20 protein-coding genes and 1 pseudogene are annotated in these 23,771 nt (G+C 41.2%); 12 read left to right on the top strand and 9 right to left on the bottom strand.

Annotation, left to right across the window (positions count from 1 at the left end; translation table 11 throughout):
* Positions 1-58 precede the first annotated feature (58 nt).
* Positions 59-943, bottom strand: a complete 885-nt coding sequence (locus LDO73_RS12275) for a LysR family transcriptional regulator (RefSeq protein WP_224058139.1) — start codon at positions 941-943, stop codon at positions 59-61.
* Between the two features lie 97 nt (positions 944-1,040).
* Between LDO73_RS12275 and LDO73_RS12270 the strand changes: the two genes are divergently transcribed.
* Positions 1,041-1,481 carry a PACE efflux transporter gene (locus LDO73_RS12270; RefSeq protein WP_224058137.1) on the top strand — a complete coding sequence of 147 codons (441 nt, stop codon included), beginning with the start codon at positions 1,041-1,043 and terminating at the stop codon, positions 1,479-1,481.
* A gap of 43 nt (positions 1,482-1,524) precedes the next feature.
* Here LDO73_RS12270 and LDO73_RS12265 read toward each other — a convergent pair whose 3' ends face one another.
* Positions 1,525-2,709 carry a cyanate transporter gene (locus tag LDO73_RS12265; RefSeq protein WP_224058133.1) on the bottom strand — a complete coding sequence of 395 codons (1,185 nt, stop codon included), beginning with the start codon at positions 2,707-2,709 and terminating at the stop codon, positions 1,525-1,527.
* Positions 2,710-2,711: 2 nt separating this feature from the next.
* A complete protein-coding gene (locus tag LDO73_RS12260; RefSeq protein WP_224058126.1) occupies positions 2,712-3,179 on the bottom strand; it encodes a nucleoside deaminase in 468 nt (155 codons plus the stop codon).
* A 157-nt stretch (positions 3,180-3,336) separates the two neighbouring features.
* On the opposite strand from LDO73_RS12260, the gene LDO73_RS12255 reads away from it, so the two are divergent.
* Positions 3,337-4,191, top strand: coding sequence for a LysR substrate-binding domain-containing protein (locus LDO73_RS12255; RefSeq protein ID WP_224058124.1), 855 nt, complete (start codon positions 3,337-3,339; stop codon positions 4,189-4,191).
* Here LDO73_RS12255 and LDO73_RS12250 read toward each other — a convergent pair.
* A complete protein-coding gene (locus tag LDO73_RS12250; RefSeq protein ID WP_224058123.1) occupies positions 4,188-5,123 on the bottom strand; it encodes a LysR substrate-binding domain-containing protein in 936 nt (311 codons plus the stop codon). The two genes, LDO73_RS12255 and LDO73_RS12250, sit on opposite strands and share 4 nt — an antisense overlap.
* A gap of 600 nt (positions 5,124-5,723) precedes the next feature.
* On the opposite strand from LDO73_RS12250, the gene LDO73_RS12245 reads away from it, so the two are divergent.
* From LDO73_RS12245 to LDO73_RS12215, 7 genes are all read left to right on the top strand, one after another.
* Complete coding sequence (locus tag LDO73_RS12245) at positions 5,724-6,329, top strand: ankyrin repeat domain-containing protein (protein ID WP_224058121.1); 606 nt, start codon at positions 5,724-5,726, stop codon at positions 6,327-6,329.
* A gap of 18 nt (positions 6,330-6,347) precedes the next feature.
* On the top strand, positions 6,348-7,271 hold the full coding sequence (locus tag LDO73_RS12240) for a DUF2877 domain-containing protein (RefSeq protein WP_224058119.1): 924 nt from the start codon (positions 6,348-6,350) through the stop codon (positions 7,269-7,271).
* A complete protein-coding gene (gene fdrA, locus LDO73_RS12235) occupies positions 7,261-8,811 on the top strand; it encodes an acyl-CoA synthetase FdrA (protein ID WP_224058117.1) in 1,551 nt (516 codons plus the stop codon). The genes LDO73_RS12240 and fdrA overlap by 11 nt, the downstream gene beginning before the upstream one ends.
* Positions 8,811-10,226 (top strand): DUF1116 domain-containing protein, encoded by a 1,416-nt coding sequence (locus LDO73_RS12230; RefSeq protein ID WP_036951080.1) that lies wholly within the window; start codon positions 8,811-8,813, stop codon positions 10,224-10,226. The genes fdrA and LDO73_RS12230 overlap by 1 nt, the downstream gene beginning before the upstream one ends.
* Before the next feature lie 157 nt (positions 10,227-10,383).
* Positions 10,384-11,946, top strand: a complete 1,563-nt coding sequence (locus tag LDO73_RS12225; protein WP_224058116.1) for a xanthine permease — start codon at positions 10,384-10,386, stop codon at positions 11,944-11,946.
* Positions 11,947-12,020: 74 nt separating this feature from the next.
* Complete coding sequence (locus tag LDO73_RS12220; RefSeq protein WP_132495710.1) at positions 12,021-12,971, top strand: carbamate kinase family protein; 951 nt, start codon at positions 12,021-12,023, stop codon at positions 12,969-12,971.
* Positions 12,972-13,028: 57 nt separating this feature from the next.
* Positions 13,029-14,411 carry an amidohydrolase family protein gene (locus LDO73_RS12215; RefSeq protein ID WP_224058115.1) on the top strand — a complete coding sequence of 461 codons (1,383 nt, stop codon included), beginning with the start codon at positions 13,029-13,031 and terminating at the stop codon, positions 14,409-14,411.
* A gap of 131 nt (positions 14,412-14,542) precedes the next feature.
* Here LDO73_RS12215 and LDO73_RS12210 read toward each other — a convergent pair whose 3' ends face one another.
* From LDO73_RS12210 to LDO73_RS12200, 3 genes are all read right to left on the bottom strand, one after another.
* Positions 14,543-15,571 (bottom strand): isoaspartyl peptidase/L-asparaginase family protein, encoded by a 1,029-nt coding sequence (locus LDO73_RS12210; RefSeq protein ID WP_224058114.1) that lies wholly within the window; start codon positions 15,569-15,571, stop codon positions 14,543-14,545.
* A 222-nt stretch (positions 15,572-15,793) separates the two neighbouring features.
* Positions 15,794-16,825 (bottom strand): methionine synthase, encoded by a 1,032-nt coding sequence (locus LDO73_RS12205; protein WP_224058113.1) that lies wholly within the window; start codon positions 16,823-16,825, stop codon positions 15,794-15,796.
* Between the two features lie 44 nt (positions 16,826-16,869).
* Positions 16,870-17,847, bottom strand: a complete 978-nt coding sequence (locus tag LDO73_RS12200) for a DUF1852 domain-containing protein (RefSeq protein WP_224058112.1) — start codon at positions 17,845-17,847, stop codon at positions 16,870-16,872.
* 365 nt (positions 17,848-18,212) lie between these two features.
* Between LDO73_RS12200 and LDO73_RS12195 the strand changes: the two genes are divergently transcribed.
* Positions 18,213-18,476 (top strand): type B 50S ribosomal protein L31, encoded by a 264-nt coding sequence (locus tag LDO73_RS12195; protein ID WP_154602595.1) that lies wholly within the window; start codon positions 18,213-18,215, stop codon positions 18,474-18,476.
* Positions 18,476-19,117 carry a metal-binding protein ZinT gene (gene zinT, locus LDO73_RS12190; RefSeq protein ID WP_423810854.1) on the top strand — a complete coding sequence of 214 codons (642 nt, stop codon included), beginning with the start codon at positions 18,476-18,478 and terminating at the stop codon, positions 19,115-19,117. Before LDO73_RS12195 ends, zinT begins: the two co-directional genes overlap by 1 nt.
* Before the next feature lie 113 nt (positions 19,118-19,230).
* Here zinT and LDO73_RS12185 read toward each other — a convergent pair.
* Both LDO73_RS12185 and LDO73_RS12180 read right to left on the bottom strand, forming a co-directional pair.
* Positions 19,231-20,067, bottom strand: a pseudogene (locus tag LDO73_RS12185) (IS3 family transposase); the annotation flags it as partial.
* Positions 20,068-20,072: 5 nt separating this feature from the next.
* Positions 20,073-20,579, bottom strand: coding sequence for a helix-turn-helix domain-containing protein (locus LDO73_RS12180; RefSeq protein WP_224058110.1), 507 nt, complete (start codon positions 20,577-20,579; stop codon positions 20,073-20,075).
* Between the two features lie 632 nt (positions 20,580-21,211).
* Between LDO73_RS12180 and LDO73_RS12175 the strand changes: the two genes are divergently transcribed.
* A complete protein-coding gene (locus LDO73_RS12175) occupies positions 21,212-23,761 on the top strand; it encodes an ATP-binding protein (protein WP_224058108.1) in 2,550 nt (849 codons plus the stop codon).
* Positions 23,762-23,771 lie beyond the last annotated feature (10 nt).

Below are 23,771 nucleotides of genomic sequence, written 5' to 3'. Positions count from 1 at the left end.
TAGGAATTTACTCGACGTTTTGGGGGGATTGAACCGATTTTGAAATGACTCAAAATTGTTAGTACATATTCGTTTTTAAAAGCTCTATGCACTCTTGAGCGCCACGTTTGAGTACTTGACCTTTTAAACAAACGACATGGACAGGAAGCACTAAGCCATTCGGGGTGTTTTTAAATTCTAAACGCTTGAGTAAACCTGCCTCTAAGTCAGTTTTGATTAATGAAGCAGGTAAATTTCCCCAACCCATCCCTTTTTTAACCAATTCTAACGCCATGGTAAAACTATCCGTACGCCAATAATGGCTAGAAACGATAGAGCGAAAATCACTGATAGGGTGGTGAGGGCTCGCGACAATAATTTGGCGTGTCTGAACGAGATCTTCAATATACAGCACATTATTCGATTTACTTGAGGAATAATCGGCGCTGATGATCGCCGTTAATGATTCATAACCAATACATTCGAATTGTTCCTGAGCATTGACATATAGCCCACCAAAGGCAATAGCCAGTTGAAGGCGATCGCTGTGCAGTAACGGTAAAATATCGTCTTGAGGCGCAGTAATCAGCTCTACATGCATCAATGGATAACGTTGGCTCAGCGTGTGCAATGCCTCAACTAACACATTGGGGTTAACCCCCTCGGCAACTCCGATCGTGAGTGTGCTTTCCACGCCTTGAGTGAGCTCCCGTGAGAAAACATTCAACTGACGCAAGCTATCCACGATATTACGGGCATATGGAGCAAGGGAAAGCGCTTGTTCTGTAGGTTTGGGTTCTCGTGTATGGCGCTCAAACAGCGAAAAACCAAGCTCTGCTTCAAGGTTGGCAATCGCCATACTGACTGCGGAAGGCACTTTATGCAGCGCTCTTGCCGCTGCGGAAAAGGAGCCTTTATCGAGTACGGTTAAAAAAATCATCAGGTTTTCGCTATTAAATGGCATCTCAGACCTTTCAGTTTTATTGATAGTAGCTGACTTTTATTATCATTAATGTTGATTTAATTTACCAGTCTTCGGCAAACAGAATATGAGATAAAAAATGCAAGGTATTAAACGTAAAGTCGTTTTTATTACGAGCTACGAAGTTATTGGTTGGATGATTTCATCATTGGCACTGGCTTTTCTTTCGGGGAATTCCGCGGGAACCACAGGACCTTTAGCGCTGGTGATCACCACAATTGCAGTGACATGGAATTTTATTTTCAATGTGGCATTTGAATATTGGGAATCAAAGCAGAAATCAAGAATTAGAACGTTTAGGCGTCGTTTCGTCCATGCGGTGCTATTCCAGCTAACGCTGGTGGTATTTTTGATCCCACTGATTGCATGGTGGCTATCAATATCGCTCTGGCAGGCACTTATTTTAGATTTTGCCCTGATTATCTTTATCCCGATTTATACTTTTTTCTTTAACTGGGCATTTGACAAAATTTTTGGGTTACCAAAATCTGTATTGGCGCAAGAAGAAACCACAGCGTAATGTGATGGAGATGGCAATGAGGCCATCCCCTAGGTGACTAAGCTTATTTTACGCTAAAAATCTGATGATATCCTTTAGGATTTAAACGCAGAAATAGCAGTAATGTCATAATAACCAAGACACAATGTAGCAACCAAACAGGGGTAAAGCTGTGGCTAAATTGCTGTAATGCTGCCGCAACCAAAGGTCCAAAAGCCGCGATGATAAAACCGCCTGCTTGCATTAAGGCAGTCAGGATCCCAGCGCTAGCAGGATGAGGAATATGATCTAAAGAGGTAATAATGGTTAAGGCGAAGCAACCACCCAAACCGCAGCCCAGCAGACCCACCCACAGCAACGGTATCGAGTTAGGAAACAGGATTAACCCAGCAAACCCGAATGCTTGGCTTACCAGCGTGACAGTGAGCCAAAAACGGCGGTCAATATTATGGGACGCTAATACCGGGATCATCAGTGCCGCCGCAGCTTGGAAAATGGTTAAAATCGCCACCAGAGAACCACTTTCTGTGGCACTGAATCCTTGTTGTTGGAAGAAAGGCGCTAGCCATGTTACGGCAGTTGCGTAACCCGCATTCACTAAACCAAATCCCGCCATTAATAACCACGCTCTGGGCTGTTTAAGATAGGTCAATACACTCAGCTGAGCTGGTGTATTTTTCGTTTCTGAAGAGCGAATATTGATTATGGCGGCAATCAGGGCGATCAGTGCTGGAAATGCAAGCCATGCGAGTCCACTCTGCCAATTTCCAGAAAGGTGGGTAATTAGCGGTGTTAATTGCGCTCCGAGCGCGCCACCAACCATCAACGTGGCTGAATATAACCCCGTCATGGCGGCCATTTTTTGTGGAAACGAAAATTTTATCAAACCGGGGAAAACAGCTTGAATATAAGCCGCTCCCATTCCACACAAAAATGCAGTCATTAACAGTGCGTTCGCATCAGAAACAAATAATCGGCAGAAAGAGCCTATCAGCAGCAGTAACATCGCGAGGCTGATACCCAACTTGTTGCCTAATTTTTGATTTAACGCGGGGACGACCAAAGCCCCAAAACCCATCAGTAACATGGGGATCAGCGTTAACAGCGAAACGCTCTGGTAGCTCATTCCTGTGGTTTGAATAATATTATCGATGACGGGCCCAGGCCCTGTCATAAAGGGGCGTAAATTGATGCCGACAAGGGCAATCGTCAGAATCAAGCCGAAAGAGGCAGAAAGTGGTTTTTTCATGTTCACGCGTGATGCCGTTGCCACCAAGTTTGATACAGCATGGATTGCGTCTCATCCTTCAGTTTTAATTGGATAAATTGCAAACCATTTTGTCGGTCAGGAGAGACTCTTAATGCCTCAGCTATCGCTTCAGTCGATAATCCAAAAGGTTCTGCATCTTGGTTCGAATAGGCATAAACGACACGTTTAATGCCAGACATACGGATAGCAGCAAGGCACATCGGGCAAGGTTGACCGCTAGCATAGACGGTGCAGTCATCGAGTCTGACGCTATTTAGCACTTCTCCCGCTTGGCGTAATGCAAGTAATTCAGCGTGTGCAGTAGGGTCGTGCCGTTCCAGCATTTGATTTACGCCAGTGGCGATAATTTGCCCATCTTTGACTACCACTGCACCAAACGGGCGTCCACCTGCGGCGACATTGTCAGCGGCGAGGGTGATTGCATGTTGTAAAAATTGTTTATCGAGCATGGCTTGTGCTCCTGATTTATCGAGTATTCTAATAAGATTACTGATGAGTTGACATGGTGTCATTTCAGTAATGTCCATCAAATGCGTTGTTCCCTTCAATCTAATCAAAAATTATGATATTTAAAAATTAAATAATTAAATCCCAGGTATTAATAAAATGAATTCACTGCTTAATTTTGTGTTATTGAAAACATTCGTTACCATCGCGGAAACGGGAAATTTTACGGTGGCTTCACAACAATTAAATTCAACGCAATCGACGTTGAGCCAGCAAGTTCAGCGATTAGAAAGTCTTGTTGGGCAACCGCTGTTCGTCAGGGGGCACCGGATGTTAACCCTGACAGAAACGGGAGAAGTCTTGCTGGGATACGCAAAAAATATTCTGGCACTTAATGATACGTTTTTTATGAAAATAACAGGAAATGCGATTATTCAAACTCTGCGATTAGGGTTTCCTGAAGATTTGGCGTCGGGATTAGTGACACCGACATTAGCCGCATTTATGCAAGCGCATCCTAATGTCCGATTAGAAGTGACTAGCGGATTGAGTCGTCAACTACAGCAACGCTATCAGCATGGTGAGTTGGATTTGATCATTGTGAAACAACGAAAAGGGGAATTTCATAGTGATTATCATTGGTCAGAGCCTCTTTGCTGGCTAGCGAGTCGCCAGCAACATGTTCTCCTCACTGATTCTATTCCACTGATTGTTTTTCCAGAAAATGGGCTATACCGGAATGATATGTTTAGATTGTTAGATAATGAGCAACGCCCTTGGCACATCACTTACACTTGCACCAGTCTGGCGGGTATCCAAAGTGCGATTACCGACGGATTAGGGGTTAGCCTGTTACCCGTACGCGCTAAATTACCCCAGCATCGAATCTTGATAGCAGAAGAGGGTTTTCCTCCTGCCCAAGAGATGGAACTGGCGATGCATTTTCACAAAGAATCATCGGAGATGGTTTCAGTATTGGCGGAGCAGTTGGCTCATCAATTAGAACCGTGTTAATTGGCGATGGGCTTGAGTAAGTCACTGTAAAGCTCTGTTAATACCCCATTTGCCATAAATTCTTTTCTGATCCATTGGGTGACTAACCCTGTTGCAGAGTGCTGAGTGGCTAATAGCATGTGAGAATCCTGCCTTGGGTTTTGTATTTGCTTAGTGACTAAGACACCGTTTTTTACATGTTCTTTGACCATATAGTCTGGCAAAAATCCGATCCCTTCACCTAAGATTTGGCACTGGCATTTAGTGTTGAAATCGGGCACTTGAATTGCCTCTTGCCCGTGCAGTAGCCACCCAACGCGTTTATTGATGGTATGCGCGGTATCTTCCACCATAATATTTGGATAGAGGCGTAGCTGGCTTTCGGCAATTGGCTCAGGCATTAAGGCTAAAGGGTGGCTAGACGCTATCGCAAACTGCCAGTGTATGGCTCCAATTTCTGTGTAATCAATCCCGCCGCCATCCATGAGTGTACCCGGAGCCCCAATCGCAATATCCGAATGGTTATTGATAATGGCATCCCAAACACCGTTATACACTTCCGTGGTAACAGTTATCTGGCAGGTACCAAATTGCTTTTTCAAGATTTGCAGTAATTTCGCCGTATGGTAAGGGGTGTAGATCAACTGATTGATACAGATGCGAACACGGGCTTCAATCCCTTGTTCAATGGAATCGATACTTTTTTTGATGAGATGAAAATTATTCAGAAGGTCGGTGGCTTTGCGATAAAAATAGTATCCCGCTTCGGTCAGCTCAATATTACGGGTATCGCGGATAAACAGGGCGACATCTAAATAGGTTTCGATACGTTTTATGGTGTAGCTTACTGCTGAGGTAGTAATCCCAAGTTCTTCAGCCGCTTTACTGAAACTGGCAAATTTAGCGGCGGTGGTATAGGTCAATAAATTTTCTTCGGTAAAAATAGAGTTCATGTGTCGTGTCCCAAAGTGTGTAAAAATTAGCCTAAATAACATTTTCTGTGAATACAATTCAATAGCTTAAAAAACAGGCTTTTTATCGATTATTATTGATAGCCCTCTGCGGGGATATTTATCTATTCTGTACAATAAATAGTATTTAATTTATGTCACCACAAAAAGCAACTAATGAAACGTATGTTTACATTCAAACTAATTAATATTATTGAATTAAATGGAAAAATAACCATTAGGGGATATCGAGTTTATAAACAAAAAAATCACAATGTTAACAATTTAAAAACCTTTGATTTGATGGCTGTCACAAAATTGAAGAAAGAATAAATTGGCCAACAGATTAACAAAATAATTTGGTCAAGTTGCATAGAAAACAGACAAAAAAACATCAATAAAGGTCAGTGAAGGATGCTTTCACGCACAAAAATGCTCGATTGTTGAATTTAAATCAATAATAAGGTGGCGGATTGATGAATTAAATTTAAATGGATTCTATTTATTAATGGCAATTGATATGCTCTAACCATGCTAAATAATCTTTAATTCATATTTAATTTGGCTATCTGGAAATTTAAATAGCTAAATTTGGAGAGCGTTATGACAGAAAGCACACTCGTTCAAGATTTTCTTAAAGCAGCAGAGCAAGGCCAATTAGCTATTTTAAAAAATTGCCTTGAAAAAGGTGTTGATATTAATAGCACCAATCGCCAAGGTCGAACTGCTATTGTGAATGCCAGTTTAAATCAGCACTATGAGTGCGTTGATTTTCTTATTCATGCGGGTGCTGATATTAATAAACAAGATCAAACCTGTTTTAACCCATTTTTATTAAGTTGCCTAAATAATGATTTAACATTATTACGCTTGGTATTACCTGCTAACCCGAATTTAGATTTATTAACCCGTTTTGGTGGTGTTGGGATCACGCCAGCGAGTGAAAAAGGGCATGTGGAAATTGTGCGTGAATTACTTGAAAACACGGACATTAATGTTAACCACACCAACTTTGTCGGCTGGACGCCATTGCTAGAAGCGATTGTGTTGAATGATGGTGGTGTAAAACAGCAGCAAATCGTAAAAATGCTGTTAGAGCACGGTGCTAATCCACATATGACGGACAAATATGGCAAAAAACCGTTAGAGCTGGCACAGGAAAAAGGCTATCACGAAATCGCTGAATTACTGATTGCAGCGGGTGCGTAACCACCCATAAGGGGGATTGTGGACAGACACCAATCTCAGCGGCAAAACATTTATGGGTTAACGGCTGATGTGCATTTCTTGGATCTTTTGCATCAGCCATTATTAACAGGGAATGTCGAGCAAGTATTCAATAAAGCCATTAATTTTTCTATTAATAACCAACTTTATACCTTGCTTAGTTCGCAAACGGATAATGGACCCAATAGTTGCCGAATAATTAATAAGGATTTTTTACCGTTAAATATCATGGCGGGGGATTCTGTTTGTATTTTAAATAATGAAATTCATATTGGTGAGAAATATGCTGTTTCATTTTTATTATGTAAGAAATGGATCCCACCAACGGTTTATTTTATTAATGATAAATTAACCGAAGAAAAATACCGTTATTTTCTTCAGTCTAAAATTAACGAAATTGATTCTATTTTAAATGATAAAACACACTCTCTTTTTAACTACCAAGGGGAGAATTATTTTTATCTTGAATCATCAAAGAAATTAAATGAATTACGCTCTAGTTTAATTAAATTATTTTTCAATAAACGGCACCAAGCATTGATTAATATTGTAAGCCAGTTTGTTGGGTTAGGAATTGGGTTAACACCTTCGGGAGATGATTATTTAGTGGGACTGATGGCTTTTTTGTTGTTGAAACATCACCCTGCGAATTCCTTCTATCAGAGTTTTTATCAAGGAATTTCGCAAAGCAAGGCGAATACAACACCTATCAGTGCCATCACGTTAGAAAAAGCATTAAACCAAGAGTATCGCGAAAATATGCATCAACTGATCCAGTGTTTAGTTGATGGGCGAGAAACAAATATTTATCCACAAATTTTAGAGATTTTAAATATCGGGTCTAGTTCAGGTTGCGACATGCTATTTGGCATTCGCGATGCGCTGTTTCTGACTCATTATTTCGGAGAAACACATGTCGACTAAAGTGGTCATAAAAAAGAATACCTATTTTGATTCCGTGTCATTGATGTCTATTTCCACCAAAGCCAACCAACTTGAAAATGTTGAGCAAGCATTTGTGGCAATGGCAACAGAAATGAATAAAGGCGTATTAAGAAACTTAGGTTTATTAACACCGGAATTAGAAGAAGCAAAAAACGGCGATTTAATGATAGTGATTAAAGGGCCTAGTGATGAAGCCAATGATGCGACATTGATTGCTATCGAAGAACTGTTTAATAAGAAAAACCAAGGTGGCGGGCAGCATGAAGCCAAATATGCCACGACTAATTCTGCAAAAACGCACATTCCTGATGCCAACTTAGCGGTTATTTCTGTTAATGGGCAATTTGCGGCTCGTGAAGCGCGTATTGCACTCGAAAATGATCTCAACGTGATGCTGTTCTCTGATAACGTCTCGATTGACGATGAGCTGGCGCTGAAACAGTTGGCGAGTCAAAAAGGGTTGTTAATGATGGGGCCAGACTGCGGAACGGCGATCATTAATGGGACAGCCCTGTGTTTTGGTAACAATGTTCGTCGCGGTAGCATCGGAATTATTGGGGCATCCGGTACAGGGAGCCAAGAACTGAGTGTTCGCATCCATGAATTTGGTGCGGGGGTTTCTCAGCTAATTGGTACGGGTGGTCGTGACCTGAGTGAAAAAATTGGTGGCATCATGATGATTGATGCACTCAAAATGCTGGATGCGGATGATGAAACCCAAGTCATTGCGCTCATTTCTAAGCCACCAGCGCCAGCGGTTGCCAAAAAAGTGTTAGAACAAGCTGAAAAATGCCATAAGCCAGTGGTGGTTTGTTTCTTAGGAAGCCAACCGTTGCCGGATGATAAACCAGGCTTAACCTTTGCCCAAAGCACCAAAGAAGCTGCTCTGAAAGCCGTTTTGCTGACTGGCATTCGCAAAGAGGATTTAGACCTTCATCCTCTCAATCTGCCATTGATTGATGAAGTGAGAGCTTTACTCAAACCGGAACAAAAATACATTCGTGGTCTTTTCTGTGGCGGTACATTGTGTGATGAAGCAATGTTTGCAGCGCTGGAAAAATACGATGACGTCTACAGCAATATTCAGCCTAACCCTGACTTCCGTCTGAAAGATATCAATAAAAGTGTCGCCCATACCTTCCTCGACTTTGGTGATGATGATTTTACCAACGGTAAGCCACACCCAATGATCGACCCAACAAACCGTATCGAACGTTTACTGCAAGAAGCTCGTGACCCAGAAGTTGGCGTGATCATGATGGATTTCGTGCTTGGCTTTGGCTCTCATGAAGATCCGGTTGGTGTGATGATTGACGCTATCAAAACAGCAAAAGAGATAGCGAAACAAGAAGGGCGTGAACTGGTGATCCTCGGCTATGTGCTGGGTACTGACCAAGATACGCCATCGATGGATGCTCAGGTCAAGATGCTCACTGACGCAGGTGTTATTTGGGCGAGTAGCAGTACCAATACAGGTTTATTAGGACGTGAGTTTGTCTGGAAAGGGGAGAAAGCGTAATGACTTCATTATTTAAACAACCATTGAACGTTATCAATATCGGCATTGAGATGTTCAGTGATGATCTGAAAAAACAGCACGTTCCGGTGACTCAACTGAATTGGACGCCGCCGGGACAAGGTAACGTTGCCGTGATCCGCGCGCTTGACCAAATTGAAGGCAACGCAGCGTTACAAGAAAAAATCGCAGTGGCGAACGCACAAGCGCTTGAGCGCATTATTCAGTCCCAGCCAGTGCTCGTGGGTTATGACCAAGCCATTAATGTGGTACCGGGCATGACGAAAAACACCATTCTACATGCAGGCCCGCCAGTGGCATGGAAGGATATGTGTGGCGCGATGAAAGGCGCGGTGACTGGTGCTTTAGTTTTTGAAGGATTGGCAAAAGACTTAGCGGATGCGGAACGCGTTGCGGCTTCTGGTGAAATTATCTTTTCCCCATGCCATGAACATGATTGCGTAGGTTCAATGGCTGGCGTGACATCTGCATCGATGTTTATGCATATTGTCGAAAACAAAACTTACGGCAACCGCGCATTCACTAACTTGAGTGAGCAGATGGCAAAAATTTTGCGCATGGGTGCCAATGACCAAAGCGTTATTGACCGTTTGAATTGGATGCGTGATGTGCTGGGGCCAATGCTGCGTGACGCCATGAAAATCGTGGGTGAAATTGACCTGCGTTTAATGTTGGCACAAGCATTACATATGGGGGATGAATGCCATAACCGTAACAATGCGGGAACAACACTGCTGATCCAAGCGTTGACCACGGGAATTATTCAAACCAATTTTACGGTTGCACAGCAAAAAGAGGTGTTTGATTTCGTTGCAAGTAGCGACTATTTCTCCGGTCCTACATGGATGGCAATGTGTAAAGCCTCAATGGATGCAGCACACGGCATTGAATACAGTACTGTTGTTACGACCATGGCGCGTAATGGTTATGAGTTTGGTTTACGTATTAGCGGATTACCGGGGCAATGGTTTACAGGTCCTTCTCAGCAAGTGATTGGTCCAATGTTCGCGGGTTATAAACCGGAAGATTCAGGTTTAGATATTGGTGACTCGGCTATCACAGAAACTTACGGGATTGGTGGATTTGCGATGGCGACAGCACCGGCTATCGTGGCGCTTGTAGGGGGAACCGTTGAGGAAGCGGTGGATTTCTCTCGCCAAATGCGTGAAATCACCCTTGGTGAAAACCCGAACGTCACCATTCCATTGCTAGGTTTTATGGGAATTCCGACAGCGATTGATATCACGAAAGTCGCAGCAAGTGGCATTCTTCCGGTGATTAACACGGCGATTGCGCATAAAGATGCGGGTATTGGAATGATTGGGGCAGGGATTGTGCATCCTCCGTTTGATTGCTTCGAAAAAGCGATGCTTTCTTACGCGAAACACTATGCATAGTGGTGATTGAGCCCAAAGCTCACTAAGCAAAAAATAATGCCCGGCTCCGGTCGGGCGATAAAAATAAAGCAACGCATTCCCTAAATTATTCAGTGGCATAAGAGATAGACCGTCAACAACGTGCTGCTCAAGGTCTGAAGGGAATGGGAGTAAAAATATGAGTCTATTAAATATTAAATGGAAACGTGGTGATTTGGCGGCCTATTTTGGTTTGATGACCAATAACCTCACGAACCTACTCACCATGATGGGCTTACTGATTTTTGTTGTCGGCATCCCAGCGGAAATTGTTTATGGTCGTATCGCTCCAGCGTTTGGTTTTGCTGTATTACTTGCCAGTATAAGTTACGCTTACTTTGGTCAGCAGATGATCAAGCAAACGGGACGCAATGACGTCACGGCACTACCATCAGGGCCAAGCGCACCTTCTATCTTCACCGTGACCTTCTTAGTGATCATGCCGGTCTACCAAACCACCAAAGATCCTGAATTTGCTCTGCAAATTGCGTTGGTTTGGTGTTTTGTGGAATCGATGATTTTAGTGGGTGGATCTTTCCTTGGTGAAACCATCCGTAAAATGATCCCACGTACCGTATTATTATCGTGCTTATCGGGTCTCGGATTATTGTTACTGGCAATGAACCCGATGCTGCAAGCATTTGAAGCACCAACGGTTTCGTTTATTGTCCTGCTGTTAATTTTCATCAACTGGTTTGGTAAAAAGCCTATCTTTGCACGTATTCCTACAGGGTTGCTGCTGCTTATCGCAGGTTCAGCCTTAGCCTGGATTTCTGGCTTACAAAGCCCAGAAGCGATTACGGCATCCATGGCATCATTTGGTTTTAACCCGCCAAGTATCCATGTGGATAGCTTCTTCCAAGGTTTACCGCACGCACTGCCGTACTTGGCCTCAGCGGTACCTTTAGGTTTAGCGAACTACATCTTTGACCTTGAAAATATTGAAAGTGCTCACGCAGCGGGTGATGAATACAACACACGTAAAGTGATGCTAGCAAACGGTTTATCTTCAACCGTGGGTGTCGTGCTGGGTAACCCATTCCCGGTGACTGTGTATGTGGGCCATGCGGGTTGGAAAGCGATGGGCGCGAGTGTGGGCTATACATTAGCATCCGGTATCACTATGTTTATCGTCCCGTTATTTGGTATCGGAGCATTTATGCTTGCGGTTATCCCAATGACGGCCATTGTCCCTATCTTAGTGTTTATCGGTGTCGTGACAGCCAACCAAGTGGTGCGAGAAACACCGAAAGTCGAAGTGCCTGTGATTTTCATCTGTCTATTCCCATGGATTGCGAACTGGGCATTGACGATGGTTAATAGTGTCATGGGAGCGGCTGGGACGTCTGCAAGCGCTATTGGTACAGAAGTTCTGTTACATAAAGGCGTTTATTATCAAGGTCTGGTTCACTTAGGTAACGGCGCACCGTTGGCAAGTATGTTATGGGGCTGTATCGCTATCTTCGCTATTTTAAACAAGCCGTTACGTGGCGCGATTGCAGCGGCAGTGGGGGCGGTATTGGTCTTCTTTGGCATCATCCATTCTCCGGCTGTGGGTATTGCAACAGGCCCGGCATTGATGTTTGTCTACGCATACCTCATGATGGCGGCTTTGTTTGTTATCAAACACTTTTTAGATGGTCGCCAATCAGTGGAGCAGCAACAAGCTGAAAAAGCTGAGAAGCTCAGTAAATCAGCGTAATAAGCCAATCTTTATAGCAGGTGTACGTGGTACACCTGCTATCTACCAAATTTTCGGTATCAGGATCCTTAATCATGAAAGAACTCGTGGTTGTTGCCATCGGGGGCAACAGTATTATTAAAGATAACAGCAGCCAATCCATTGAAGCTCAAGAAAAAGCGGTTCAAGAAGTGGCTCAGCACATCAGCGATATGCTCAAAGGTAATTACAATATTGTGCTGACTCACGGTAATGGGCCGCAGGTTGGGTTGGATTTGCGTCGTGCTGAAATTGCTCATGTGACTGAAGGCTTACCGCTAACACCTCTAGCTAACTGTGTGGCGGATACGCAAGGGGGGATTGGCTATTTAGTTCAGCAAGCACTCACTAACGTATTAGCTAAACAGCAACATCGCCAAGCAGTAACGGTAGTCACCCAAGTGGAAGTCGATAAAAATGACCCGAACTTTGCTGCACCGACTAAGCCGATTGGCGCGTTTTTCAGTAAAGAACAAGCGGATGTATTGCAGCAGGAAAACCCTGATTGGCACTTTGTTGAGGATTCAGGGCGTGGATATCGCCGTGTAGTGGCATCCCCTGAACCTAAACGTGTCATTGAGTCAGCGGCAATTCGCACATTAACCGAACATGACTATGTGGTTGTTGCGGCAGGCGGCGGTGGGATCCCTGTTGTGAATAATGGGCAGGGCGGCTATCAAAGTGTGGATGCCGTTATTGATAAAGATTTATCGACTACGCTACTGGCGAAAGAGCTCAATGCGGACATATTAATCATCACCACGGGCGTGGAAAAAGTGTGTATTCACTTTGGCAAACCGGAACAAAAAGCCCTTGGTGAAACCTCAACGACGGACATGCAGCGCTATATGGCAGAGGGGCATTTCCCTGCGGGGAGCATGCTGCCGAAAATCGAAGCCAGTTTATCGTTTATCGCTAATGGCGGTAAGCGCGTGATTATCACCACGCCTGAAGCTCTACCAGCGGCGTTACGTGGTGAGACGGGAACCCATATTATTCAAGGCTAAGCCTCACTCGTTCGGCCTCATACGATGGGGTCGAACTCTCGATGATAAGGAATTGCTATGAATGTAGAACAGTTATCTGGACGTAGAGAGTTTCTGACGACAAGTGTAAAAGTGGTGGCGGCTTGTACATTATTAGGTTCAGTCTCTGCAGGCGCGGCGGCGCAAAGCGTACCGCAGTCCGGTGTTTCTCGCATCACAGATAAACATTATTATCTTGATGATGCGTTACTCGAAACAGGCTTTAATTTCCGTGATAGTACGGTGATTGGGACACAAACTGAGCTAAAAACCATCGAAATTAATGATGGTAAAATCGTGGCGGTGTTACCCAATAAACAGCATCCAAATACCGTTCTGAATGCATACAGTGCGCAAGGTAAATTGATGCTTCCTGCATTTCGAGATATGCATATTCATCTGGATAAAACCTTTTACGGAGGACCATGGCAAGCGCCACAGTCTCGTGAAGGTAAAACCATCATGGATATGATTACCTTAGAGCAGAAAATGTTGCCTGAGTTGCAACCCTTTACTCAAGAAAGGGCGCATGCGCTAATTGATTTAATTCAATCTCACGGTTCGACCATCGCACGCAGCCATTGCAATATTGAGCCTGTTTCTGGGTTAAAAAACCTTGAAGCACTGCAAACGGTGTTGGATAAACGTCAGCAAGATCTCACGTGCGAAATTGTGGCTTTCCCTCAACATGGTTTACTGCTTTCAAAATCAGTCCCTTTGATGCGAGAAGCGATGCAGGCGGGTGCGCACTATGTGGGTGGGCTAGATCCAACCAATGTGGATGGCGCGATGGAAAAATCTCTTGATGCGATGTTCCAAATTGCACTGGATTATAATAAAGGGGTTGATATCCATCTGCATGAGACAAGCCCGGCAGGACTTGCCGCTATCAACTATATGATAAAAACCGTGGATGAAAACCGCAGCTTGCGTGGCAAGGTGACGATTAGTCATGCATTTGCATTAGCCATGTTAAACCCTGAAGACGCCGATGCAATGGCAAAACGCTTGGCTGAGCAGCAGATCACGATAGCGTCGACCGTGCCTATCGGTACATTACATATGCCATTAAAAACGCTGAATAAAAATGGTGTGTTTGTGATGACAGGCACTGACAGTGTGATTGATCACTGGTCGCCATTTGGTCTCGGGGATATGTTAGAAAAAGCCAATTTATATGCGCAGTTGTACACGCGCCCTGATGAGCTGGCATTATCTCGCTCCCTTGCTATCGCCACGGGCAACGTATTGCCATTGGATGAAAAGGGCAAGCAAGTGTGGCCAGCGAAAGGCGATGATGCCAGTTTTGTGCTGGTGGATGCCTCTTGCTCAGCAGAGGCGGTTGCGCGTATCTCTCCAAGGCAAGCTGCGTTCCATAAAGGGTATTTGGCCAGTGGCGCAGTTCAAAAGTCATTGGGCTGAGGGCCGTTGTTTATAGAGGCATAGTCCGTAGAGACATATTTTATAGAAACGTGCTTATAGATATAGTTTATAAAGCCCACATTGGTGGGCTTTTGTATTTTTATTGCGTAGCGAGTTTAAATGCGATGAACTTAATCGTTTTTATAAATCGCGACTTGAGGTTTGCCATCATTACCGATTGTTCCGCGGTACATCCCTTCTGAATTAAACTCCATCGCGTAGTTACCGGATTTATCCAACACAATCACACCACCACTTCCATTCAGCTCTTTGACTTCATCCAACGCATTACGGGCGGCTTGGTCGATAGGCGTTTTGTTGTATTTAACTTGGGCGGCGATATTGTGGGCGGTGGCGGTACGGATAAACATCTCGCCAGAGCCAGTGGCTGAAACGGCGACGGTATTGTTGTCTGCGTAGTTACCCGCACCAATGATTGGCGAGTCACCGACACGACCAAAGCGTTTATTGGTCATGCCGCCTGTGGATGTCCCTGCGGCGATATTACCGTTTTTATCGAGAGCGACCGCGCCAACGGTGCCATATTTGTAGTCATACATCATTGGGTCAATAAAGAGAGCGGCAGTTTTACCATCATGGTCGAGTACCACTTTCTCTTTTTCTTTGGCTTTTTGAAGTTGCTGCCAACGGAAATCAGTTCGGAAATACGATGGGTCAACGATTTCAATACCTTGTTCCGCGGCGAATTGCTCGGCACCTTTAGAAACCATCATGACATGAGGGCTTTTGGTCATGACGGCATAAGCGGCATTAATCGGGTTTTTAATGTTGGTGACGCCAGCAACAGCACCCGCTTTACGGTTGCTGCCATCCATGATCGACGCATCCATTTCATTTTTGCCTTCATGGGTAAATACAGCGCCTTTTCCTGCGTTAAATAGCGGAGAATCTTCCATCACGTTAATAGAGGCTTGTACTGCATCAAGGCTACTACCGCCTTTGTTGAGTACCGCGTAGCCTGCTTCTAAGGCTTCGGTCAGTTTTGCTTGATACTCTTTTTCTTGTGCTGGAGTAATGGTGTCTTTGGTAATAGTACCGGCTCCCCCGTGGATCACTAATCGGATTGGTGGCTCGCTTGCGGCGTAAGCGTGCAGAGAAAATGAAGCTGCCAATAAACATCCTAGTAGAGATAATTTCATGATTATTTCCTTCCAGTTATTTTGTTATTAGTCACTTTTTAAGCAAAAAAAAGTATAGGAGGGAAAATACCTAGCCAGCAACATTGATAGAGGGTTTCTGTGATAATGGTTGAAAGAATTTCAAGGATTTTCAGTAAATACGAATAAGGGGTGTGAATGGCGATAAAAGGTTTAAAAATGATGAGATTTGGCGATTGATGAGATCGCCAAATCTGGGTTAATTTATTTTGCACCAAGTTCTTTTCGGATGATTTCAGCGCCTGCGCTTAACGCGTTGAGTTTACCTCTAGCAACATCGCGAGATAATGGTGCCATCCCACAGTTAGTTGATGGGTAAAGTTTGTCTGCATCAACAAATTGTAGGGCTTTTCGCAATGTGTTGGCGACTTCTTCCGGGGTTTCGACAGTGTTGGTTGCCACGTCAATTGCGCCGACCATCACTTTTTTACCACGGATAAGTTCAATCAAGTCCATCGGGACGTTGGAGTTGTGGCATTCCAGTGAAACGATATCGATATTCGAGCTTTGCAGTTTCGGGAAAGCTTCTTCATATTGTCGCCACTCAGAACCCAACGTTTTCTTCCAATCGGTGTTGGCTTTGATGCCATAGCCATAACAAATATGTACCGCTGTTTCGCATTTCAGCCCTTCAATGGCTCTTTCAAGGGCAGCGATCCCCCAGTCATTCACCTCATCAAAAAAGACGTTAAATGCGGGTTCATCAAATTGAATGATATCGACGCCTGCGGCTTCTAACTCTCTCGCTTCTTGGTTAAGAATTTTAGCAAACTCCCACGCTAATTTTTCGCGGCTTTTATAGTGGCTATCATAGAGAGTGTCGATCATGGTCATTGGGCCTGGTAATGCCCATTTAATCGGTTTGTCCGTGAGTTGACGCAGATACTTGGCATCATCCACAAACACCGGTTTTTGGCGAGCAACAGCACCAACAACGGTCGGTACGCTGGCATCGTAACGGTCACGAATTTTTACCACTTGGCGTTTTTCAAAATCCACGCCGCTCAAGTGTTCAATAAAAGTGGTCACAAAGTGCTGGCGAGTTTGTTCGCCATCGCTCACGATGTCGATACCTGCACGTAATTGGTCGTCCAGTGATAAACGTAGGGCATCTTGTTTGCCGGCGATAAGTTCTTCGTTGTGCAATTTCCATGGCGACCAGAGTTTCTCAGGTTCTGCTAACCAAGATGGCTTCGGCAAGCTGCCGGCTGTGGAAGTGGGTAATAATATTTTCATTGCAGGTGACCTTTTATTTTATTTTTTCTAAATGCGCGAGTTTATTAAAGCGAATAGCTTGCTGACCATTTTTCAAGGATCGTTTGGTAAGGCTTAATGAAGTGCTCTTCAGTAAATTTACCTTGTTCAATGGCAAGTTGGCTGCGCTCTTCACGGTCATAAACAATTTTGGTTAATGAGTAATCCTGCTGATTTAAGCTCGGTTGATAGCATTCACCCGCCACCGTGTTGGCATTATAAATTTCAGGACGATAAATTTTTTGGAATGTTTCCATAGTGCTAATAGTGCTGATTAACTCAAGGTTGCTGTAGTCGCTCAGCAAGTCTCCCGTAAAATAAAAGGCCAAAGGGGCAACGCTATTTTTCGGCATAAAGTAACGGACCTGTAAGCCCATTTTGGCGAAGTATTGCTCCGTTAAAGATGCGTTACTTGGTTGATATTCAATGCCTAATATAGGATGTTGATTTCCTGTGCGATGGTAGGTATCTCTATTTGAGACACTTAAACAGATCACTGGTGATTTATTAAAGTTCGCTTTGTACTCTTCGGAGTTAATAAACGATTTAAAAATATTGCCATGCAGGCAGCCAAATTTAGTCGGAATACTAAACTCTGTTTGGTCTTTGTTATGTTCTAAGAGTAAAACGCTAAAATCATAATCCCGTACGTAGGATGAAAAATTATTCCCCACAATCCCTTCGATACGCTGCTGTGTTTTTTTATCGATGATGTTGGTTTTTAAGATTTCAATGACAGGGAAGGCGCTGTCTTTTTCTTCGATATTCATCTCGACAGAGATAATTTCCAACTCAACAGCATAGCGATCGCTTTTAGGGTTATCCCAATACGCCAATGAATTAAAGCGGTTGTTGATCATCGACAATGCGTTACGCAGGTTTTCTTGGCGGTTTTTGCCTCTGGCTAAATTCGCAAAGTTGGTGGTAATCCGCGTATTTTCCGATGGGTTGTAGTTTTCATCAAAAAGGCTGCGCGTAATATTAAAGGTAAATTCTGTATTCATGATTTTGCATCCTAGCTCTAATAGGAAAACGGCGTTTATTTCTTGATTACAGAGATGTTGCACGTTTTCTCATTCATCAATTTTATGTAGCCAGTAAGTTAATATGTTTAATTTATGCCAGAGTGGATAGGTGAGTTAAAGCGACTTAATTTCACTTCGAACATGAAGAAAGTTCATGATCAGCATTCAAGGTAAAGGAAATTCAAGTTTATTTATTGTTGATGGGATTATGTGCAGATTATTTCAGTGCATCTTAAGTCGATATTCGTCGTGTATTTCCCATATAAAACTCATGGTTAAAAAAGAGTGGTCAATCGCTCCAAAAAATATTAATGTTATATTATAACATAACAAAGGAGCTGGCGATGAAGCCAAATATTCATCCAGATTACCGAGTGGTGATCTTTCACGATACCGCGGCAGATGCTTATTTTAAGGTTGGGTCAACCATAAAAACAGAAAGAACCATTGAGTTTGAAGGGCAAAGTTATCCGTATGTTCCTCTCGATGTGTCCTCGCATTCTCACCCGTTTTATACCGGGAAACAGAAAACCCATTCACAGGAAGGGAATGTTGCTCGCTTTAATAAGCGTTTTGGGAATTTTGTTCAAACCAGAGAGGAAAAATGATGACAAAAAATATTCTTTCACTGCTTGTGTTAGCCAGTTTATTCAGCCACACAGCGATGGCGCATGGGCATCACCATGATAAGCCGCAGACAGAAGCGCAACGCAATGCTGCAAAAGGTATTTTTGAGGATAGTGATGTTAAAGATCGTAAATTGAGTGATTGGGACGGTGTTTGGCAATCTGTGGAGCCTTATCTTGCTAATGGAACGTTAGACCCTGTAATGCAAGATAAGGCTGAAAAGAATAAGGGTAAAACTGCGCAAGAGTATCGAGATTATTATGCCAAAGGGTATAAAACCGATGTGGATATGATTGGCATTGAGAATAATATTATTGAATTCCACCGAGGGGATAAAGTCTCTCAGTGCCAATATGATTATGCGGGTTACCGAGTTTTAAATTATTCTTCAGGCAAGAAGGGCGTCCGTTATTTATTTGAGTGTAAGGCTAAAAATAGCCAAGCCCCTAGGTTTATCCAGTTTAGTGATCATATTATTGCTCCAGAGAAAGCTGGGCATTTCCATCTTTATATGGGGAATGAATCTCAGGAGGCTTTATTGACTCAATTAGAGAATTGGCCAACGTATTATCCATATTCTATGAGCGGTAAGGATATTGTGCATGAAATGATGGAGCATTGATGGGTTGCTGGAGGAAGCCTAAAGTGATTGGGGTAGTTAGGTTATATTAGGCTGTGTGGGATATAAAAAAAGCCCATCGATTGAAGTGACCCCATAAAGTTGGACACTTTGAGTTAAGCGGCTTGTAAGGCCTGATTTCGATATTCAACCGGAGTCAGGCCTTTTAATTTGGCTTTGATCCGTTTGGTATTGTAATACTCTATATATTCGTCAATTTTTTCAATTAATTCATCGGCATTTTGAAAATCATGCCCATGATACATTTCTGATTTTAATAAGCCGAAAAAGTTTTCAGCGACTGTGTTATCTAAGCAGTTTCCTTTTCTAGACATACTCTGCTTAATTCCATTATCAACTAGCTGTTTCTGATAGCTAGGGTTTCGGTATTGCCAACCCTGATCGCTGTGTAATAACGGATTTTGTGTTTTGGTTAATCGAGATAAACCTCTTTTTAGCATCTCCGTGACCAACGTTAAGCGTGTATTTTTAGCGACCTTATACGCGACAACCTCTTGATTATATAAATCAATTATGGGAGACAGATAAACTTTTTGTTCATTGACTTTAAATTCTGTCACATCCGTGACCCACTTTTCATTCGGCTTGGTTGCCGTAAAATCTCTATTAAGATAATTCGGCGCTGTTTTACCTACATCACCACGGTATGAACGATATTTTTTTGGCCTAACTGTCGACTTTAAATTAAGTTGTCCCAATAACCGCTGAACGGTTTTATGATTGAGTGTAATGCCTTCATTTTTTAGCGCTAAATGAATACGCCTGTAGCCATAACGCCCTTTATGCTCATAATAAATAGACTTAATACGTGTCAGTTCGTTCTCATAATTTGCAGGTTTCTTAAGTGCGCTAACATGATAATAAAACACACTTTTTGCAAGGCTTACTGCATAAAGTAAGTGTTTCAAGGGGTACTTATTTTTAAGAGCTAAAACAACTAACGTTTTTTCTTTGCTTGGCGTCGTTTTATCTGTTCCAGCTCTTCCAACTTTTTTAGAACGGCATTTTCTGCACGTAAATAAGCAACCTCTTCTTTGAGTTCTTCAAGTGTTTTTTCATCATCAGAGCGTACTGGTGTTATACGAGGGTGTTTCATTGTCGGTCGTCCTCTGGGTCCACATTCAAGCCCTTTGAATCCATTTTTATTATATCTATCAAGCCAGACAGATAAGATCCCAGGGGAAATTAAATTCAGTATGGCGCTAGTGTGACCGAGAGACCAATCGTTTGTCCACATAAGTTTAAGTGCTTGAAATTTGGCAGTTGCACAACGCAAATGGGGTGTGGGCAAGAAAGCGTTATCGCCATGAATGGCAACGACTTGTGACCAATATCGAATTTGCCGAGAAGATATTGAATATTTTCTTGAAAGCTTGCGAGATGCTTCACCGGCTAGACACTGATTAGCAATGATAATTTTTAAATCGCGACTGTATTTTGACATAAAAAGACCCCCAGTAATTGGTTGTCCAACTATTGGGGGTCACTTCATGATTAATTGGCGGGCTTTTGGTTTTTTCTGGATTGGAGGGAGTCGAACTGAGTCTGTGATTTTTTAATGCATTGATTATGAAAAGATATTTTTACGTAACCTAAATCATGTGCACATCTAGGTAATTCTTTTTACATCTCCATGCAAATTGATTCAGTATAAAATATTATTATTTTTACATAATCAGCAATAATAACTAATTTCTTATTTTTTATCTTTAATAAGACTAACTATATAACTTATTAAAGTTTTTCAGTATTTCAGCATCATTAGTGGTTGGTATGAATCTTAAGTGAAATTCTTCAATTCGATATGCATAGTACATAAAATTAAATTATGAGATGCATGTCTAATATAGATGAAGCACTGTGGATATAAGCGGGAATAGTGATATTATAATTAGATTATTTAAAGATACAATATGATGTTTTATTTGTAATTAATTGAAATTAAATGAATTTAATTGATTTTTCTTGATGGTGAACAGTAAAAGTTTTGATGATTTTTATTATTTCAATATGGTAACCATTGTAAATTATATATAGCGTTATTATTGCGTTTGATTACTATGATAAAGAGAGCTTATGAATAGGGTGTTAGTTATTAAAGAAGAAAACCATATATCTAATCCAGATATGGGATTAGTTATTCCAGTTGCCTATATAAATGAAGGTGGAGAGTATGAAAAAATAAACCCTAACGATTTTCCAAATGGTGGAATATTTATATCTAAAGGATTTACAAATATTAGCCAACAATTTGGAAATGATGAGCTTTTCATTCTTACTGAATTTTATGAAAGTAACGATGATGATTGGAAGAATAACTCTAGATATCAAAAACATTTTGGACTAGGGAATAAAGTAGAGAGACTTGAGCGAAATTATTTTATTCCAATTATAAAATCTGAACTTCCTGATATTAAAACTGGTTATATTAGCCATGATATTGATGCATCGAGTAACCAATTTTTTATCGAAAATAATGATTATATTTATGGTCCATTCAAAGCATCTAAACAAGATAACAACTGGCAATTATCGCCATTATCAACACCTTCTCCATTACAATTAAAACAAGACCATATTGCAAAAATAGAATTAAAAAGTATAGTCGAAAATAAATTAATTTCTGATTGGGCTATAAAAGGTGAAAATAAAAACTATATAAATAACTTGAAAGATATTTCAATTCTACCCTATGAGCAAGTTGATTATATATCTGATACTCGTTTAGTATCATATTTCACTAAAAATGGTTTTGGTAACGGAGTGTCTAAGAACAAAAATCCGTTAGGAAAAAGTGAAGCTCAAAAGTTATCTCTAGGCATTGATGAATATGTAAAAAAAAATAAAGTTCTAGAGAATAGTGAACGATTGATAAGACTTAAAGAACTGTTAGGTGACTTTTTAGATTCTAGTCCATTTGGTCAAGAAATAGTTCAAGAATTTTTAGCTGAAAGTAGAGATGGAAGGCTTTATTTAGATAATTACTTTGCTAAAAACAAAGATTTATTAGTGAAACAAAAATCAGAGGAACTGGAGGAAGTAACAAGAATTCAAAAAATAAAATTAGATAAGGAGCTTAATGAGTTAGAGAGACTCATTTCAAGTAAAAAATCAGAGTTAGAGTTTGAAGTAAAAAATGTTGAAGCAGAAAAATCAAAAGCTAAAGATGAAATCGAAAGAATAAAGAAACAAACCGCAGAAGATGCACATAAAATATTACTACAGAAACAGCAAGCATTAACAGAAGAAAACACCACTCTAGAGAGTAAAATAACAGACTCAAACCAAAAGCTTGAGGCTTTTTATTCAACTTTATCAAGAGTAAATGATTATGATTCATTAGTTTCTGAAATAAATTATCTTAAAAGGTTAAAAGAAGATCTAGATAAAGAAAAAGAGGCAGTTGAAAAAACTATTAATCTTAAAAAGGCGACTTTAAATTCCCCTCAATTATTTGAGAAGGCTGTTGAAATTAAAACTTTAACTACATTGTTAAATGGTGGGAGAAATAAAGAGAGTTCGCCAAATATATATAAAACGAAAATAACTCCAACGACGATAAAATTAACAAAAGATAATAGAAAAGATTATATAAATTATATAATAGATTCATTTAGTAATGATAATGGTAAAAATTTTTCATTTGATGAAATGGCCAATTTGCTTATTTGCTTAAATCAATCTTTTATGACTATATTAGCAGGTCCCCCAGGTACAGGTAAAACCTCTACTGCAATTAGGCTTGCTCAAAGTATGGGATTGACTAATGAAGAGAATACACATAACACAAGTAATTTTATTAATATTTCTGTAGGGCGAGCTTGGGTTTCAAGTAGAGACATATTAGGCTTTTATAATTCATTAAAAGATGTTTATCAGCCAGCTAGAACAGGGCTTTATGAATTTTTGAAAAGCGATCATAATCAAGATTATCTAAAATTAATTTTATTAGATGAGGCAAATCTTTCTAGTGTTGAGCATTATTGGTCTGATTTTTTAAGTATGTGTGATCCTGAAGGACGGAATAGAAAAATTGATTTGGGCATACCTTCTGATGAAGAGCGATACATAAAAGTTTCCAAGGGGGTACGTTTTATTGCAACTATAAATAATGATGCATCTACAGAGCGCTTATCTCCTCGATTGATAGATCGTGTTCCCGTAATAGGCTTGAATCATAATTTAGATTTTAAATCTAGTTTGTTAAAAACTATAGATTTTGATGGAGCAATACATAACGAATCGTTTGATGAGTGTTTTGATGTTAGTTTATATGAGTCTTCGTTTACTACTGAAGAAGAAAATTCACTAGAGCAAATCATTGAAATTTTAAGAGCACCAATTAATAGAACAACATCTGTAATAGTTAGCCAAAGAAAATATAATGCTATAAAGAGATATTGTCATGTGGCAAATGAAATTGAAGGTTTAAGGATCCAGCCACTAGATTTTGCTATTAATCAACATATTTTACCATTGATTGAAGGATATGGAACAGGCTTTAAAGAAAGATTACATAATCTTGAGCAAAAGCTAGTTGAACTTGATTTAAATTTATCTAAGGCAACTTTAAAAAATATAATAAATAATGGCGATATATATAGTGAATCATATTCATATTTTTAAGGGTGATTTA

The sequence above is a fragment of the Providencia alcalifaciens genome, assembly GCF_915403165.1.
GTDB lineage: Bacteria > Pseudomonadota > Gammaproteobacteria > Enterobacterales > Enterobacteriaceae > Providencia > Providencia alcalifaciens_C.
This window is presented reverse-complemented; position numbering and strand designations above follow the sequence as displayed.